Consider the following 14,279-nt stretch of genomic DNA (forward strand, 5'->3'; position numbering starts at 1 on the left):
AGTGAATCGTCCAACCTCCGAAGAGGCTCGGTCACCCCCGAGCCATCATTGCGCGAAGGAAAATTCATGAGCAAGTCGAACGCTGGCGGTAACAGCTGCCGCCCCGGTAACCTGTCCCACAGGTTAGTGGGCGACAGTGCCAAGCCTTTGGTAAGGAGTGCGGTGCCGCTCACGGCATCACCGCCGAAGGGAGGGGCATCAGCGAAGCCGGCCACATCCAGCGGAAACGGCGGGTCAACCGCCACCCCGCCGAAGCCGACACGCTGATCACCCTTTCTCCCAGGCAATCTCGATCCTCTCGATATTCGAGCGAGGGAAATAGTTGATCGAAGAGCCATATTCATCAGTGGTGTGGACGACATCAACCTCGGTGCCGTCCTCCCGATGAACTTTGGTCACGTACATCGCGATCCCATCATCGTTCAGGCAGATATGGGCTAATGGCCTCTCCGAAAGCTGGTGGAAATCAGATTCGTAGATCCGTCCATCGTCGAAATGGACCAGCACGCTGGGCCAAACCGCCTTTTCTTGGACAATTGAAGATAAAACGGAGCCTTGATGATCGTCGCGGTAAAGATGGATCATCTGCATGAAGCCGATCCATTTAGACTGCAGACCGCCGCGCCAAGCCAATGCCACGAGCATCGTGACTACGAGGGCGATCACCGCAATGATAACCAGCTGGATGTTCTCGGGCAATGGTACCGGAGTGTCACGACAGTAGGCGATCAACTGGATGAACCCAGCAGCCGCAATCCGACCTATCGACCCGAACGCTAGAACCTGGAGAAGAAAGTCTTCGGTTCGGTGTGATACGTTTCGTCCGATAGTGGTGACCTTGTAGCCGAAATACCCTGCCAATAGGACAATCTGCACTTCGTACGGCAATGCTAAAAGTGGCTGCATCGGCTCACTCTCCAGCTACCTTTTCTCTGGAATAAAGAATCAAAGCTTCTTCCAACCTGCCACAGGCGATGTCGAAATAAGTGGCGTCGACCTCAATCCCCACATAAGGCATCCCCCGCTACATGCAGGCGACGCCCACCGTGCCTGAACCCATGAACGGGTCGAGGATCAGGCCTTCCATGACGCCCATCAGGCCGAGCATCAGATCCACCGGCTTGCCGGCGACGTGGTGCTTAATCCTGGGCACCGACATCCGGAAGACGCCGGGCGCGACCGGCCCGACCGGCGGCCGAGCGCCGTTGGTCCCCCAAAGCGCGTACTCGGCCTGCACCCTGTAGCGGCCTTTCTGCGGCCGTGAGCCCTCCGTCTTGTCCCAGGGCACAATCCCCCTGCCAGACCCAGCGGGCGCACTGCAGGGCGTCGCTGGTGACCGGGAGTTGCCTCCAATCGGAGAAGCACACCAGTAGCGCCCCTTGGCGCGTCAGCGCCCGCGCGCGCCCCATCCAGAGCGTCGACCAGGCCAGGAAGGAGCGCTGGTCGCGGGTGTCTCCCTGAAACTCGGGATAGGCCGGATGCCCCGTGCTCAGATATTTCGCGGTGCTGGCCATGGCCCGATCGCGGACGTTGCCGCCGCTCGAATATGGCGGGTCGGTCAGGACGTCGCCGACCGGCCCTAGGGTCGGAAGGATTTCGAGGGCGTCTCCGAGATAGACGGTTGCCGGACCGATCCGGCGTCGCTTGACGAACAAGGGGCTGAACGAGGAGCTTTTCGGGCGGGTGGTCGATGCAATCCAGCGTCTTTACAAGGAGGAGCGTGTCGGATTGTCGATGATCGACCTTGGTCGTATGGCTGCGCGCAAATACGATGAGATCACCGCGGCGACGGCCGATCCTGTGGAGCGCGGTGCTATGATCAAGTTGATCGTTACGCAGTTGCGTGCAGAAATCCGAAGCGCGCGAGCCGAGCCGGGCACTGATAAAGCCTCGGCTTGATGTTGGTCCGCGGACTGCCCCTCATGGACTCGTTTCTCGCGGCGGAGGCAAACTGATGCAATCACCACTTCGGACAAGATCGGACAAGATAAGGCCATGAGGATCGTCACTGGGCCCTGTCGGCGCAGGGCTCTAGTCATTTCTGCTTCGTTTGGTCTGCTGGCGGGCTGTGGACCTGCGAACGAGGCTGGTCATCTCAAGGCGACCGTTTCCGTAAATCGTGAGGTCTTGATTGTTCGAAATAATACGGGAGGGCCGCTGACCAACTGCAATATTCTCGTCAACAGCCGGTTCAAGGTGAATCGCGTCGACATCCCAGGATCAGGACGCGAATTCCGTTGGCCCGAATTTATGACGGCGAATGACGTCCGCTTCGACCCCAGCCTCGATCGCGCAACGCGGATACACATCCTCTGCCGCGAAGGCGATGTAGCCCTGGCAGAGTGAGATTAATGGTGGCGGCAATGATTTTAAAGGCATCCCGATGTTGCTGCGCGGCCGTCAGTGCGGCCTTATCTCTCATACCCATCTCAGTCGCTTGCGCCGGAGGTTGGGAGCAATCCAGAGACTGGTACATCGAGCTTAAAAGAGCCGCGAAGTACGCGAGGATCGCGATCACGGGGATAGCTGATCTGAACCGCATCGACACAGAGCAGGCGACGGCCGGGAAACAGCTCCAGGCGGCGTTGCAATTGCCGCTTCCGGATAAAGATAAGGCCGTGTGCAGCGCCGCGGCTAAGGCGGTGGTCGACTTCATCGCAGCCGGCAAAGCTGGCAATATGACGGGTGGCCCCGCGAGCTACGAACGCCAATACGCCCGATGGGATGCGCTCTCAGTAGATTGCCTCAAGGGTATTCAACGGCTCGGCACCGGTGGCTAGGCCGCGTTGCCAGTTCCGATTTCAAGGCGCCGCTCAGTCGCGCGGCTAACCCTTTGTTCGCCACCAATTTAAGAGTTCGAACCGGGAAGCCATTTCCCAGTTCGCCGCTGGCCTCATTGATTTATCTGGGTTTTCCGGAATGGCGCCCGACGACGTCGGTGGCACAACTGCCATTTGATCTTTCGCACCGATTACCAGCGCCGCCACCCGCCAGATCGTCTCTAAGCTATTGCAACTTCGAACGAAATCCCGCGTCGTCCCGGCTTGTCCCGCCTCATAGCCCCGGTGCCATCTGATCTTGCGGGTTACATTCCGCGTGCGAACCTGCGCGGCCCACCGATAGCGCGTCAAACCACGTCAAGATTGAAAGCCGGAAGCACCGGAAAACGTGGCGGAGAGGGGGGGATTCGAACCCCCGATAGGCTTGCACCTATGCCGCATTTCGAGTGCGGTACAATCAACCACTCTGCCACCTCTCCGCGGCGCCGGGACCGGGCCTTGCGGCCCGTTGTGGTCGGCGCTGTTCTTAAGGGAGCCGCGCCGGATTCACAAGCGGGGCAATCGGGCTTCGCCATAAAACTGTCGGCCTGGGCCGGCGGTTGCCGCGTTGGCCGCCAGCCGAGGAGGTGGCGCCTTGCCGCCCCCGTGCCAACGATCATAAGCCGAGCCCGTCGTCAGTCGTCCTTGTCCTTGCGGTCCTTTTCCTTGTCCTTATCCTTGGACTTGTCCTTCTTGGCCTTGTCTTTCGGCTTGCGGTTGGTGAACCGGGCGTTGCCTAGGCCGGTGCCGATGGTCAGGACACCCCAGCGGGTGAATTCCTGCATGAACGGCACTTCGCTGAGGCCCTGCGCGACGCCGTCATTGTGCATCAGGATCGCGGTATCATGATCTCCGATGGTCGGGATGCCCTCGACCAGGCTGCGCGGCAGGTGGAATTTGCTGCTCTCCCAGTTGCCCGGCAGGTTCTGGGCGCCCTTCTCGATGGTGCCGTCGTCGTTGATCACGCCGGGACACGAGATGCCGATGAACGGTGCCAGCTTGAAGCCTTCCTTCTCGGCATCGGCGAGCAGGTCTTTCAGCATCTTGGTCAGGCGCTTGACGGCGCCCTCGCGGGTCGGCTCGTCATCGGCGTGGCGCCACAGATCGGACTTCCAGACAGACGCCTTGGACAGGTCCTTGGCCTTCTTCCATCCGGTCTCGACCACGCCGCAGCGAATGTTGGAGCCGCCGATATCGACCGCCAGGATGCTGTCGTGGCCTTCGAAGATCCAGGACGGCGCCAGATGCAGGCAGCCGATCAGGCCGGCTTCGTCCGGATGGTGCCGGATCGGCACCAGATCGATGTTGAAACCTTCGGACTTGAGCAAGAGGTCGCAGCGGGCAATCGCCAGTTCGCCGACCCGGCTCTGGCGGAAACCGCCCCCCACCACGATGCACTCGGTGCCGGCCCATGACTTGGTCTTCAGGAAGCGCCGCGTCACATAGGCCAGCTCCTGAGCAAATTCCTCGATCGCGCCGTGCACCAGCGCGGCGGCCGCGACATCGTCGCCGACCAGCAACTCGTCGAGCGTGCTCTTGCTGATTTCCTTGGTGTCTTTCTTGCCGAGCGGATCGTCGCCGTTCTTCTTCAGCGGTTTGCGCGAAGCGTCCAGGATGCGCTGGAATGCGCCCTTGGAGGCGCGGTCGCCGAGGAAACCTTCATCGTCCTTGAGCTCGATGTTGTAGGTGTCGATGTCCACCGACGGCAGCCGGGGAGAGCCATGCGCAGCAATGCCGGCGGTTGTGGTGGTCAGCGTGTCCTCAGCCATTCGTATTTCCCCGTGTGAAGCCGCCTGACAACGGCGACGGAACCGGTTGGTTGCACCGCGCTCGGGATATCGCGGCTTCGGCTTGTGTCTGACGGGATTCGAGTTTTTGCCGTTTTCGGCTTGACGGGCGAGGACCCGCCGCTATAAGTCGAGCACCCGGCGTGGGCAGGTCCTGCGCCGAATTGCTTTGTGCGCCCGTGCCGAAGCCCCCTAAGAGGGCGTGGCCTTTCGCATCAAAATGGCGGCTCTCGCGGTCGCTACCCACAACGACTGACCAAAAAGCCGGCCCGGCTCGACCGAGGCTGGGATCGAACACGAAGGATGAAAACGATGTTCGCAGTCATCAAAACCGGCGGCCGGCAGTACCGCGTCGTTCCGGAAGATGTGCTCGAAGTAGGCAAGATCGAAGGCGAAGTCGGCAGCATCGTGCAGCTCGGCGAAGTGCTGGTGCTGGGCGGTGACACGCCGATGCTCGGGGCTCCCACCGTGGCCGGCGCCACCGTCGCGGCCGAGGTGCTGGACCACAAGCGCGGCCCGAAGGTGATCTCCTTCAAGAAGCGCCGCCGCAAGAATTCGAAGCGCAAGCGCGGCTACCGCGACGAGATCACGGTGCTCCGCATCACCGAGATCCTCGCGGACAACGCCAAGCCCACGGTCGGTCCGCGGCCGAAGCGCGCCAAGGCCGAAGCGGCTCCCGCAGCCGACGCCGCCGAATAAGCGGCGACGCGCGGCAGACGTGTCAAATCAGTGGATGATTCCGTCGCGGAAATCGTCTAGGTAGAATTCGGATTTTGGAGACGAGCCATGGCTCACAAAAAAGCAGGCGGTTCATCGCGCAACGGTCGTGATTCTGCGGGCAAGCGCCTCGGGATCAAGGCCTATGGTGGCGAGCACGTGATTCCCGGCAACATCATCGCGCGTCAGCGCGGCACCACCTGGCACCCCGGCCTCAACGTCGGCATGGGCACGGACCACACCTTGTTCGCCAAGGTGGAAGGCCGCGTCGAATTCCGCGCCAAAGCCAACGGCCGCACCTTCGTATCGGTTCTCCCGATTGCGCAGGCGGCCGAATAGACGGTGGACAAACAAGTGTCCGCCGGGTCCTGACAAACCGGCGGAGCACAAAAGGGCTCCAGGGGAGGCGGGACAACCGACCTCCCCTTTCGTTTGCGTCCAATTTGTTTGATGCATCAGGAGCCCGCGATGTTGCAGGAAATCCCGACACCCACACCCTTGTTGCGCGAGGCAAGACCTTGCGTCCTCGAGACCGAGCGGCTGACGCTGCGCAAGCCGGCTCTCGCGGACGTCAAGGCCATCGCTTGCCTCGCCAATGATCGCCGGGTCGCCGAGATGACCCGCCGGCTGCCGCATCCCTATACGCGCGACGACGCTGCACGCTTCGTCACCTCGCTGGGCCAGGACCACGAGACGGTTTTCCTGATCGAAGCCGATTTCGAGCCGGTCGGCATGGTTGGCGTCGATTGGCGCAACCGCGAGGCGCCGGAGCTCGGCTACTGGCTCGGCATCGAGCACTGGGGCAACGGCTACGCCACCGAGGCGGCGCGGGCGGTGATCGACTTCACCTTCGAGGAATACGCGGTCAAGCAGATGATCTCCGCCGCGCGGGTGATCAATCCGGCGTCGCGCAACGTGCTGGAGAAGTGCGGCTTCCAGTGGACCGGCGTCGAACTGCACCGGATGGAAGCGATCGGCTCGTCGACGCCGGTCGACTGCTTTCGCCTGACGCGCGGCGTGTGGTCGTCGCTGAAGAGCTGGGGCAAGACCCGGCGGAGCCGCTGACGCCGGACGGCTTGCACGATCTTTCGACACGGCCGGATGTCCCGGCCGTTTGGTCGTCTGACGCTGCTCGGCCGCCGCGCTTCTCGGCGCTGGCTTCGTTCGTTCAGACCTCCGCCTCTGCAGACTTGGCGATGCCGGCGGCACGATCGCGCAGCGCCAGATACAAGCCGGCGCCAATGATCACCACGCTGCCGATCACCGTCGGCAGCGTCGGCACGTCGCCGAACACCAGCCAGCCGAACGAGGCGGCGAAAATGATCATCGTGTACTGATACGGCACCACCACGCTCGCCGGCGCGAGGCTGAGCGAGCGGTTGACGCAGAGCAGCGCCATCGCCGAGACGATGCCGGCGAGGCCGAACCACAGCCAATCGACCGGCGCCGGCGTCATCCAGCCGGACGGCGCCATCAGCAGCGCGCCAAGCAGCGCGGTGCCGACGAATTGCTGTGACGCCAGCACCATCGCGGGCGTGCGATGCAAAAATCGCGTGATCAGCAGCAGCGCCGCGAACAGCATGCTGGCCAGGATCGCGATTAGTGCCGGCCAGGTGATGGTCTGCGGCGACGGCTGCAGCGCGATCAGCACGCCGCCGAAGCCGATCACGATCACCACCGCCCGCGCCCGGTCGATCCGCTCGCCGAGAAACAGCGCGGCGCCGACCGAAACGAACAGTGCCGACGCCAGATAGAAGGTGATGACGTCGACCAGCGGCAGATAAATTGTGGCGATGAAGAACGCCGCGACTTCGCAGGCCGCGATCAGCGTCCGCAGCAGTTGCAGGCCCGGCCGCTCCAGTTGCCGGAACGCCGCGCGCTGCCGCCAGATCAGCGGCGCCAGCACGATCAGGCCGGCGATCGCGCGCAGCAGCAGCAGCTCGCCGACCGGATAGGTCGCCACCACCTTCTTGCCGAGCGCATCGCCGAACGAGAACGCCAGCATCGCCAGCAGCATCAACACGATGCCGGCGCCGTGCGCGCCGTGATCATCGGGGCCGGTGGACAATTTGCGGAGCAGCCCCATATCGATCATGCACCCTTCGCGCCCGGCAGCGGCCGGCGCCCGCGCTTATCGCCCGGCGCTTTGTGTGGGCGCAAGGCCGGCGGCGGGCGGTTCGGCGGACAGCGAATAGCGATCGAACAGTTGCCCCGCACCCTCCCCCTGGGATACGGATAGCGCCATGAAATTCCTCGATGAAGCCAAGGTTTACATCCGCTCCGGCGACGGCGGGAACGGCTGCGTGGCGTTCCGCCGCGAGAAGTTCATCGAGTTCGGTGGCCCCAACGGCGGCAATGGCGGCCGCGGCGGCGACGTCATCGTCGAGGCGGCCGACGGCCTCAACACGCTGATCGACTATCGCTATCAGCAGCACTTCAAGGCCCAGAAGGGCGTCAACGGCATGGGCAGCGACCGCCACGGCGCCAACGGCAAGAACGTGGTGCTGAAAGTCCCGGTCGGCACCCAGATCTTCGACGAAGACAAAGAGACGCTGATCCACGACTTCACCAAGGTCGGCGAGCGCTTCGTGCTGGCCGAAGGCGGCAATGGCGGCTTCGGCAACGCGCATTTCAAGTCGTCGACCAACCGCGCACCGCGTCACGCCAATCCCGGGCTGCCGGGCGAAGAGCGCTGGATCTGGCTGCGCCTGAAGCTGATCGCCGATGCCGGGCTGGTCGGACTGCCGAACGCCGGCAAGTCGACGTTCCTGTCCAAGGTCAGCGCCGCCAAACCGAAAATCGCCGACTACCCGTTCACCACGCTGCATCCGCAACTCGGCGTGGTGAATGCCGACGGCCGCGAATTCGTACTCGCTGACATTCCTGGCCTGATCGAAGGCGCCCACGAAGGCGCTGGGCTCGGCGATCGTTTCCTCGGCCATGTCGAGCGCTGCCGCGTGCTGCTGCATCTGATCGACGCCACCTGCGAGCACGCCGGCAAGGCCTACAAGACGGTGCGGGCCGAGCTCGAAGCCTACGCGGAAACGCTGGCCGACAAGATCGAGATCGTGGCGCTCAACAAGATCGACGCGGTCGAGCCGGACGAGCTAAAGAAGCAGAAGGACCGGCTGAAGCGCGCCGCCAAGAAGACGCCGCTGCTGCTCTCCGGCATCACCGGTCAGGGCGTACCGGAAGCACTGCGCGCACTCGCCGTCGTGATCGGCGAAGCCCCGGTCTCCGACAAGGCAATCGGCAGCGCCGCGGACAATCCGGCGGATGCCAAACCCTGGGCGCCGCAGGACGCCTGAGTAGCTGCGCTGCTCGGCTGGGCGGTACAGACGTTTGCACGCGTCACGCCGGTCTTGTGCCGGGCCAGGCGAACTTAAGACGCGCAGGTCAATCAATCGCCGCCTATTTGCGCGGCGGAACCGAATCCCGAACTACCACTTTTCTCCAGGATCAATGTAGATCGACGGCCTTGAAACACAGGTCGGAGACAAGAAGGTATTCGTAGGTGGGGCGATGAAGGCCGACCGCAATCTCAGTGCCGGCCGTGCGATTGTCGCCATTCCCGCACATAACGAGTCACAGCGCATCCGCCGCTGCCTGGCCGCACTGGCCACGCAGCGCGACGAAGCCGGCGCTCCGGTCCGCGCCGGCGCATTCGAAATCCTGGTCTTCGCCAATAATTCCACCGACGCCACCGCGGACGTCGCGCGCGAGTTCGCCGCTCTGGTGCCGCATCCGGTCGTGGTGATCGAGGCACAGCTGCCGCCGGATCAGCTCTCCGCCGGCCGCGCCCGCAAGCAGGCGATGGATCTTGCCGCGGCACGCCTCGTCGAGCACGGCGACGGCGACGGCTTGATCCTCACCACCGACGCCGACAGCTGCGTGTCGCCGACCTGGTTTGCCGCGACGATGCGGGAGATGCAGCGCGGCGTCGATTGCGTCGCCGGCTATATTGATGCCGAGCCGCTCGAAATCGTTGGACTCGGCAGCGCATTCCTGGCCCGCGGCCGGCTGGAAGATACGTATTTGCGTCTGCTCGCCGAGATTGACGCGCGCTGCGATCCGCGCCCGCACGATCCGTGGCCGAACCACCGGGTATCATCCGGCGCGAGCCTGGCGCTGACGCTGGCTTCCTATCAGGCGATCGGCGGTCTGCCGCCGCGTCGGGTCGGGGAAGACTCTGCGCTGACCGCTGCGCTGGAGCGCGCCGGCTTCAAAGTCCGCCACTCGATGGCAGTCTCGGTGCTGACCTCGTGCCGGCTCGACGGCCGCGCCCAGGGCGGCGCGGCGGATACGATGCGGCTGCGGCATCAGCAGACCGACGCGCCGTGCGACGACGATCTCGAGCCTGCGCTGCAGGCGACGCGGCGATCGATCTATCGCGGCCACCTGCGCCGCCTGCTGGCAGCAGAGCCGGCGCACCGCGAATTGCCGCGTGGCTGGCAAGGGTCGAGGGACATCGTGCGGCTGCTGTCGCAGCCCGGGCTCGTGTTCGAGGAAGCCTGGCAGCGAATCTGTCGTGACAGCCCCGCCCTGCAGCGCGGCGCCCCGCTGCGACCGTCCGATCTGCCGCGCCAGATCGCAATTGCTCAGATGATTCTGCGCCAGCTTCGGCTTCGGGTCAGTGCGCCGACAGCCGCTCCAACCGGTACACGTCGTCCTTCAAAATGGCTCGAACCGGCAGCCTAGCTGCCACCGCCTCGAAGAACTGATTGCTCGCCTCGAGCCCGGTGAGCGGATAGTCAGTTTCGCCGAGCCAGTGGCACAAAATGATCTCGCCATCCGGCCGCAGCGCTTCATTGCACTGCTGCGCCACGCGCGCCAGATCCGGCGCCGCGAAGTAGTACAACACTTCCGACAGCACGATCAGATCGAACCGCCCGACTGGAAACTGCTGCGGCAAAGTTGCGACTTCAAACGTCACGTTGTCGGGCACCGCTTGCTGGCGCGCAGCCTCGATTGCGGTCGGTGACGCATCGATCGCGAGCAGCTGGTCACAGCGCGGCGCGAGCTGGGCCGTCAACACACCGATCGAGCAACCGACTTCCAGGGCCGATGCGAACCGCGAGCGGCCGAGTGCCGCAATGGTCGACTGATATTTCTCGCGTTCGTAGTCGCTGCTGCGAAACCGCCACGGATCGATGTCCGCACGATATTTCTGCTCGAAGTAATCCGCCGCGATCGTCTCGGTCCGGCGGCTCATCGCGGGACCCTCAGATAGTGCTCATAACGGCCGACGAAGGGCGCCAGCGTCTGTTCGGTGAAGCGAAAGCCATCCGGATCGTCACCGATCAGATCGGTCATCTGCGAGGCGTGGGCGTCGATCGCCGCGCGCTTGCGGGCCTGCTGTGCCGAAATGTCGAGCCGCAGTCCCTCAGGCGCCGGCCGGTGCAGCGGCTCGGCGGGATCGAGATGCCAGCCCCAGATCGGAAACGCCCACAGCGTGATCTCCGGGTGCCGGCGGCACACCGCCTCGGCGATGCGCGCTGTCGCCTGGTGGTCGCAATGCGGATCGCCGTCCCAGGTGACCAGCAGCGATTTCGCCGCGGCACGCGCGCAGACCGCCGCGATCGCATTGACGGCGGCATCGAACGGCGGGCCCTCTGTCGGCGCCTGGGTGTCGGGCAAGCCGAGGCGGTGGACGTGATCAGGCGGCAGCCCGAGCAGTGCGGCGGCTTGTTCGAGTTCGGCGCGACGCAGTTCGATCAGGCGTTGCCGCGGATAGCTGGGCGAATTCGGATGCGAAGCGCCGCCGTCGGTGATCAAGACGACCTCGACGCGCTGGCCGGCGTCGCAAGCCGCTGCAATCAAACCGCCGGCGCCGAGCGATTCATCATCGGGATGCGGCGACAGCACCACGCAGGGCTCGCCCGCGGTGATGTCGCTCAGCGCGCCGATCGGCAATCGGCGGATCGCGTCGAAATAGTCCGCGGCGCGCAATCAGAATTCTCCTACAGGCAGCGACGAATTCAGCCACGCGCGTGCGGCATTGCTCATCGCCAGATCCGGCACGGGCTGGCGCAAGTAAGTCGCCAGGTCGCGGCAGATTCGTTCGATCGGGTCGGGCCGGATGAACGCCAGCAGACCGACGCCGCGCTGCACGTTCTCCATGATGTCGAGCGCGGAGCGCTCGGTGACCATCCGGGTCATATTGGCGAAGGCCACGATGGTTTCTGCATCGGCCTCGCTGCCGAACCGGCGCGCCGCCTCCTCGACCCAGAACCGCGCGGTACGCGCCGCGGCGACGCAGGCGGCGATACGCTGCAACTGATACGGATCCTCGCCGCGGCCGCGCGCCACCAAATGATGCCGAAACAGGTCGACCAACCGCTCCATCGCACCCAGATGCGCTGCGCAGAAACGCCACGCGCCGCCGGAGAGATACGGCTGACGCATGAAGTCTCCGGCGGCTCCGACTTGCTCATCGGGCCCGACGCGCATGCCGGTGAGGTCGATCGCGCCTGTCGCGGTCGAACGCATGCCTTGCGCGGTCCAGCCGCTGAGGTCGACAGGATGATCCGGGGCGATCCGTAGAAGAAACATGTACTGATCGTCGCCCGACTTGGCGGTGACGATCGGCTGCGTCACGAAGCCGGCGCCCGAGGCGAGGATCTTGCGGCCGCGCAGCTCGTCATGGTTGCCCTGCCTTACGATTTTCAAGCCGGCCGCATCTTCGGCGCCCCACACCGCCGCCAAGGCGCCGCTTCGCACGTCGGCCGCGAGCGACGCCTGCTGCGCCGCGGTGCCGTAGCGGCAGACCAACGCGATCGCGTTGATGTGGCCCTCGATCAGCCGCGCGGTCGAGAGGTCGCCAGCGCCGAGCAGTCGCAGGACCGTGCACAAGTCGCTCTGGCTATTGGACTCGATCAGCCCAAGGCCGCCGAGCGACGTTGGAAAAGCCGCCATCGCCAGTCCGGAGCGGTGAAATTCGGCCCACAGGGTCTCGTCGATCGCCGCATCGGCGTCCGCCGCCGAAGCGCATTCGAACGCCTGCGCGGCAAACGACTCGGTGCGGGCGAGCAGAAGCTGAATGTCGGTCGGTGCTAAAATCGCGGTTACTCACAACTGGATCAGACACTTCGTCGAAATGGGAACACCAGCACGCGCACGAAGTTCCGCGAGCCGCCTGCGCCGGCTTGCGCCGGCCGGTGACGTGCTGCAAAACGACGCGTCGCATCCCTCGGCGCGGTCACGCGCCAATCCCAGATCCGTGTTCGATGGCCAGCCCGAAGCTTCATGATTTCCGCCGCATCGTCGTCAAGGTCGGCTCGTCGCTGCTGATCGACTCGAACGCCGGAGAGGTTCGGGCGGGCTGGCTGACGGCACTTGCGGCCGATATCGCCGACCTGCATCGCGGCGGCCGCGACGTCATGATCGTGTCCTCCGGCTCCATCGCGCTGGGCCGCAGCCGGCTCAAGCTGCCGCGTGGGCCGCTCAAGCTGGAAGAGAGCCAGGCGGCTGCCGCGGTCGGCCAAATCGCATTGGCGCGCACCTGGTCCGAAGTGCTCGGCGCCCACGACATCGGCGCCGGCCAGATCCTCGTCACCTTTCAGGACACCGAAGAACGACGCCGCTATCTCAACGCCCGCTCGACCATCGGCAAGCTGCTGGAATGGCGCGCGGTCCCAGTGATCAACGAGAACGACACCGTCGCCACCAACGAGATTCGTTATGGCGACAACGATCGCCTCGCCGCGCGCGTCGCCACCATGGCCAGCGCCGACCTGCTGATCCTGCTGTCCGACATCGACGGGCTCTACACCGCGCCGCCCGGCAGCAATCCGGACGCGAAGCTGATTCCCGTGGTCGAGTCGATCACCGCGGAGATCGAAGGCATGGCCGGCGCGGCCGGCTCGGAGCTGTCGCGCGGCGGCATGCGGACCAAGATCGAGGCCGGCAAGATCGCGACGTCAGCCGGCACACACATGCTGATCGCCTCGGGCAAAATCGACCACCCGCTGAAGGCGATCGCCGACGGCGGGCCATGCACCTGGTTTCTGACGCCGGCCAATCCCGTCACCGCGCGAAAACGCTGGATCGCCGGCTCGCTGGAGCCGAAGGGCACGTTGACGATCGACGCCGGCGCGGTGGTGGCGCTGCGCGCTGGCAGGAGCCTGCTGCCGGCCGGCGTGATCCGGGTCGACGGCCAATTCGCGCGCGGCGACGCGGTGATCGTGCGCGGGCCGGACACACACGAAATCGGCCGCGGCCTCGTTGCTTACGATGCCGACGACGCCGACAAGATCAAGGGCCGGTCGTCATCCGACGTGATGCAGATCCTCGGCATCACCGGCCGCGCCGAGATGATCCACCGCGATGATCTGGTGGTCGGCACGGCGCCAGGTTAGTGGTCTTTGAAATCGTCTGGCTCGATATTTTGACGTCCATGCATGATTCGTAGGACGTCGATCGAATTGCCGCCTCCGGGCGTATAGAAGATCGAATAGCCCCTTACTGCAAAGCTTCGCAAGCCAGCGCCCAATTCCGGCCGGGCCCGGCCGGCCATCGGTGTTTCGGCCAGCCAATCGAGCGTATCGGTGATACGGTTCAGTACGGCATTTGCGGCTGTGACATCATCGACGGCGATGTACTCCCAGATCGCATCGAGATCAGCGTCGGCCTCTTCGCGTAGTTTAAACTTTTGACTCATTTTTGGCAGTCGCAAGCTTTTTGGCAGCGGCGAGCCTGGCTCGTCCGCGCGCTTTGACTTCTTCCGCCAAAGTCTTGCCATCGACCTCGCGGCCCGGCCCGCTGTCCAGCCCCTTCTGGATCTCCGCCCGCAGCGCCTCGAGCTTGGCTTCGCGCGCCTGCATCTGGCGCAGGCTGTCGCGCACCACGTCATCGGCGGTCTCATAGCGGCCGCTTTCGACCAGACTCTCGACGAAAGCCGCGGAGTGCTCGTCCAGCTTGAACGTGTCGGCCATCTGCACCTCCTGACAACACCCAA

Annotated in this window: 18 protein-coding genes and 1 tRNA gene; 9 read left to right on the top strand and 10 right to left on the bottom strand. The window is 64.4% G+C overall.

Annotation, left to right across the window (positions count from 1 at the left end; all coding sequences use genetic code 11):
* Positions 1-267 precede the first annotated feature (267 nt).
* The gene (locus D4Q52_RS13450; protein ID WP_119857075.1) at positions 268-906 is read right to left on the bottom strand and encodes a hypothetical protein; all 639 of its coding nucleotides are present in this window, start codon (positions 904-906) and stop codon (positions 268-270) included.
* Between the two features lie 118 nt (positions 907-1,024).
* Positions 1,025-1,153, bottom strand: coding sequence for a site-specific DNA-methyltransferase (locus tag D4Q52_RS26760; protein ID WP_234831191.1), 129 nt, complete (start codon positions 1,151-1,153; stop codon positions 1,025-1,027).
* Between the two features lie 491 nt (positions 1,154-1,644).
* Here D4Q52_RS26760 and D4Q52_RS13460 point away from each other — a divergent pair, with 491 nt between their 5' ends.
* The 3 genes from D4Q52_RS13460 (at position 1,645) to D4Q52_RS13465 (ending at position 2,780) form a co-directional block, all read left to right on the top strand.
* The gene (locus D4Q52_RS13460) at positions 1,645-1,899 is read left to right on the top strand and encodes a hypothetical protein (protein ID WP_119857076.1); all 255 of its coding nucleotides are present in this window, start codon (positions 1,645-1,647) and stop codon (positions 1,897-1,899) included.
* Between the two features lie 96 nt (positions 1,900-1,995).
* Positions 1,996-2,346 (top strand): hypothetical protein, encoded by a 351-nt coding sequence (locus tag D4Q52_RS26245; RefSeq protein WP_147407793.1) that lies wholly within the window; start codon positions 1,996-1,998, stop codon positions 2,344-2,346.
* 5 nt (positions 2,347-2,351) lie between these two features.
* The gene (locus D4Q52_RS13465) at positions 2,352-2,780 is read left to right on the top strand and encodes a hypothetical protein (protein WP_147407794.1); all 429 of its coding nucleotides are present in this window, start codon (positions 2,352-2,354) and stop codon (positions 2,778-2,780) included.
* A gap of 389 nt (positions 2,781-3,169) precedes the next feature.
* Here the strand turns inward: D4Q52_RS13465 and D4Q52_RS13470 are convergent.
* Positions 3,170-3,259: transfer RNA gene (locus D4Q52_RS13470), tRNA-Ser, on the bottom strand.
* A 195-nt stretch (positions 3,260-3,454) separates the two neighbouring features.
* Positions 3,455-4,588, bottom strand: a complete 1,134-nt coding sequence (locus D4Q52_RS13475; protein WP_119857078.1) for an ROK family protein — start codon at positions 4,586-4,588, stop codon at positions 3,455-3,457.
* Between the two features lie 330 nt (positions 4,589-4,918).
* On the opposite strand from D4Q52_RS13475, the gene rplU reads away from it, so the two are divergent.
* From rplU to D4Q52_RS13490, 3 genes are all read left to right on the top strand, one after another.
* Positions 4,919-5,305 (top strand): 50S ribosomal protein L21, encoded by a 387-nt coding sequence (gene rplU, locus D4Q52_RS13480; RefSeq protein WP_119857126.1) that lies wholly within the window; start codon positions 4,919-4,921, stop codon positions 5,303-5,305.
* An 87-nt stretch (positions 5,306-5,392) separates the two neighbouring features.
* Positions 5,393-5,662, top strand: coding sequence for a 50S ribosomal protein L27 (rpmA, locus tag D4Q52_RS13485; protein ID WP_011439148.1), 270 nt, complete (start codon positions 5,393-5,395; stop codon positions 5,660-5,662).
* A gap of 129 nt (positions 5,663-5,791) precedes the next feature.
* Positions 5,792-6,388, top strand: a complete 597-nt coding sequence (locus D4Q52_RS13490; protein ID WP_119857127.1) for a GNAT family N-acetyltransferase — start codon at positions 5,792-5,794, stop codon at positions 6,386-6,388.
* 103 nt (positions 6,389-6,491) lie between these two features.
* On the opposite strand, the gene D4Q52_RS13495 is transcribed toward D4Q52_RS13490, so the two are convergent.
* The gene (locus D4Q52_RS13495) at positions 6,492-7,409 is read right to left on the bottom strand and encodes a DMT family transporter (protein WP_119857079.1); all 918 of its coding nucleotides are present in this window, start codon (positions 7,407-7,409) and stop codon (positions 6,492-6,494) included.
* Positions 7,410-7,566: 157 nt separating this feature from the next.
* Between D4Q52_RS13495 and obgE the strand changes: the two genes are divergently transcribed.
* Both obgE and D4Q52_RS13505 read left to right on the top strand, forming a co-directional pair.
* Positions 7,567-8,631, top strand: coding sequence for a GTPase ObgE (obgE, locus tag D4Q52_RS13500; protein WP_119857080.1), 1,065 nt, complete (start codon positions 7,567-7,569; stop codon positions 8,629-8,631).
* A gap of 214 nt (positions 8,632-8,845) precedes the next feature.
* On the top strand, positions 8,846-10,021 hold the full coding sequence (locus D4Q52_RS13505; RefSeq protein ID WP_119857081.1) for a glycosyltransferase: 1,176 nt from the start codon (positions 8,846-8,848) through the stop codon (positions 10,019-10,021).
* On the opposite strand, the gene D4Q52_RS13510 is transcribed toward D4Q52_RS13505, so the two are convergent.
* Genes D4Q52_RS13510 through D4Q52_RS13520 form a run of 3 tightly spaced genes read right to left on the bottom strand, consistent with a single transcriptional unit; the run spans position 9,954 to position 12,382 of the window.
* Positions 9,954-10,535, bottom strand: a complete 582-nt coding sequence (locus D4Q52_RS13510) for a class I SAM-dependent methyltransferase (RefSeq protein WP_119857082.1) — start codon at positions 10,533-10,535, stop codon at positions 9,954-9,956. The two genes, D4Q52_RS13505 and D4Q52_RS13510, sit on opposite strands and share 68 nt — an antisense overlap.
* Positions 10,532-11,272, bottom strand: a complete 741-nt coding sequence (locus tag D4Q52_RS13515; protein ID WP_119857083.1) for a PIG-L deacetylase family protein — start codon at positions 11,270-11,272, stop codon at positions 10,532-10,534. Before D4Q52_RS13515 ends, D4Q52_RS13510 begins: the two co-directional genes overlap by 4 nt.
* Positions 11,273-12,382 carry an acyl-CoA dehydrogenase family protein gene (locus D4Q52_RS13520; RefSeq protein WP_119857084.1) on the bottom strand — a complete coding sequence of 370 codons (1,110 nt, stop codon included), beginning with the start codon at positions 12,380-12,382 and terminating at the stop codon, positions 11,273-11,275.
* A 167-nt stretch (positions 12,383-12,549) separates the two neighbouring features.
* Between D4Q52_RS13520 and proB the strand changes: the two genes are divergently transcribed.
* Positions 12,550-13,680, top strand: coding sequence for a glutamate 5-kinase (proB, locus tag D4Q52_RS13525; protein ID WP_119857085.1), 1,131 nt, complete (start codon positions 12,550-12,552; stop codon positions 13,678-13,680).
* On the opposite strand, the gene D4Q52_RS13530 is transcribed toward proB, so the two are convergent.
* Together D4Q52_RS13530 and D4Q52_RS13535 are read right to left on the bottom strand one after the other, a co-directional pair.
* Positions 13,677-13,982: a type II toxin-antitoxin system RelE/ParE family toxin gene (locus D4Q52_RS13530; RefSeq protein ID WP_182915309.1), complete on the bottom strand. Its 306-nt coding sequence runs from the start codon at positions 13,980-13,982 to the stop codon at positions 13,677-13,679. The two genes, proB and D4Q52_RS13530, sit on opposite strands and share 4 nt — an antisense overlap.
* Positions 13,966-14,256: a type II toxin-antitoxin system ParD family antitoxin gene (locus D4Q52_RS13535; RefSeq protein WP_119857087.1), complete on the bottom strand. Its 291-nt coding sequence runs from the start codon at positions 14,254-14,256 to the stop codon at positions 13,966-13,968. The genes D4Q52_RS13530 and D4Q52_RS13535 overlap by 17 nt, the downstream gene beginning before the upstream one ends.
* Between the last annotated feature and the right edge of the window lie 23 nt (positions 14,257-14,279).

The sequence above is a fragment of the Rhodopseudomonas palustris genome, assembly GCF_003591005.1.
Classification (GTDB): Bacteria; Pseudomonadota; Alphaproteobacteria; order Rhizobiales; family Xanthobacteraceae; genus Rhodopseudomonas; species Rhodopseudomonas palustris_K.

Coding starts and splice junctions, on each gene's coding strand:
- D4Q52_RS13510 (WP_119857082.1), bottom strand. CDS start 10,535: ATGAGCCGCCGGACCGAGACGATCGCGGCGGATTACTTCGAGCAGAAA.
- D4Q52_RS13450 (WP_119857075.1), bottom strand. CDS start 906: ATGCAGCCACTTTTAGCATTGCCGTACGAAGTGCAGATTGTCCTATTG.
- D4Q52_RS26245 (WP_147407793.1), top strand. CDS start 1,996: ATGAGGATCGTCACTGGGCCCTGTCGGCGCAGGGCTCTAGTCATTTCT.
- rpmA (WP_011439148.1), top strand. CDS start 5,393: ATGGCTCACAAAAAAGCAGGCGGTTCATCGCGCAACGGTCGTGATTCT.
- rplU (WP_119857126.1), top strand. CDS start 4,919: ATGTTCGCAGTCATCAAAACCGGCGGCCGGCAGTACCGCGTCGTTCCG.
- D4Q52_RS13465 (WP_147407794.1), top strand. CDS start 2,352: ATGGTGGCGGCAATGATTTTAAAGGCATCCCGATGTTGCTGCGCGGCC.
- D4Q52_RS13495 (WP_119857079.1), bottom strand. CDS start 7,409: ATGGGGCTGCTCCGCAAATTGTCCACCGGCCCCGATGATCACGGCGCG.
- D4Q52_RS13475 (WP_119857078.1), bottom strand. CDS start 4,588: ATGGCTGAGGACACGCTGACCACCACAACCGCCGGCATTGCTGCGCAT.
- D4Q52_RS13505 (WP_119857081.1), top strand. CDS start 8,846: ATGAAGGCCGACCGCAATCTCAGTGCCGGCCGTGCGATTGTCGCCATT.
- proB (WP_119857085.1), top strand. CDS start 12,550: ATGGCCAGCCCGAAGCTTCATGATTTCCGCCGCATCGTCGTCAAGGTC.
- D4Q52_RS13535 (WP_119857087.1), bottom strand. CDS start 14,256: ATGGCCGACACGTTCAAGCTGGACGAGCACTCCGCGGCTTTCGTCGAG.
- D4Q52_RS13490 (WP_119857127.1), top strand. CDS start 5,792: ATGTTGCAGGAAATCCCGACACCCACACCCTTGTTGCGCGAGGCAAGA.
- D4Q52_RS13530 (WP_182915309.1), bottom strand. CDS start 13,982: ATGAGTCAAAAGTTTAAACTACGCGAAGAGGCCGACGCTGATCTCGAT.
- obgE (WP_119857080.1), top strand. CDS start 7,567: ATGAAATTCCTCGATGAAGCCAAGGTTTACATCCGCTCCGGCGACGGC.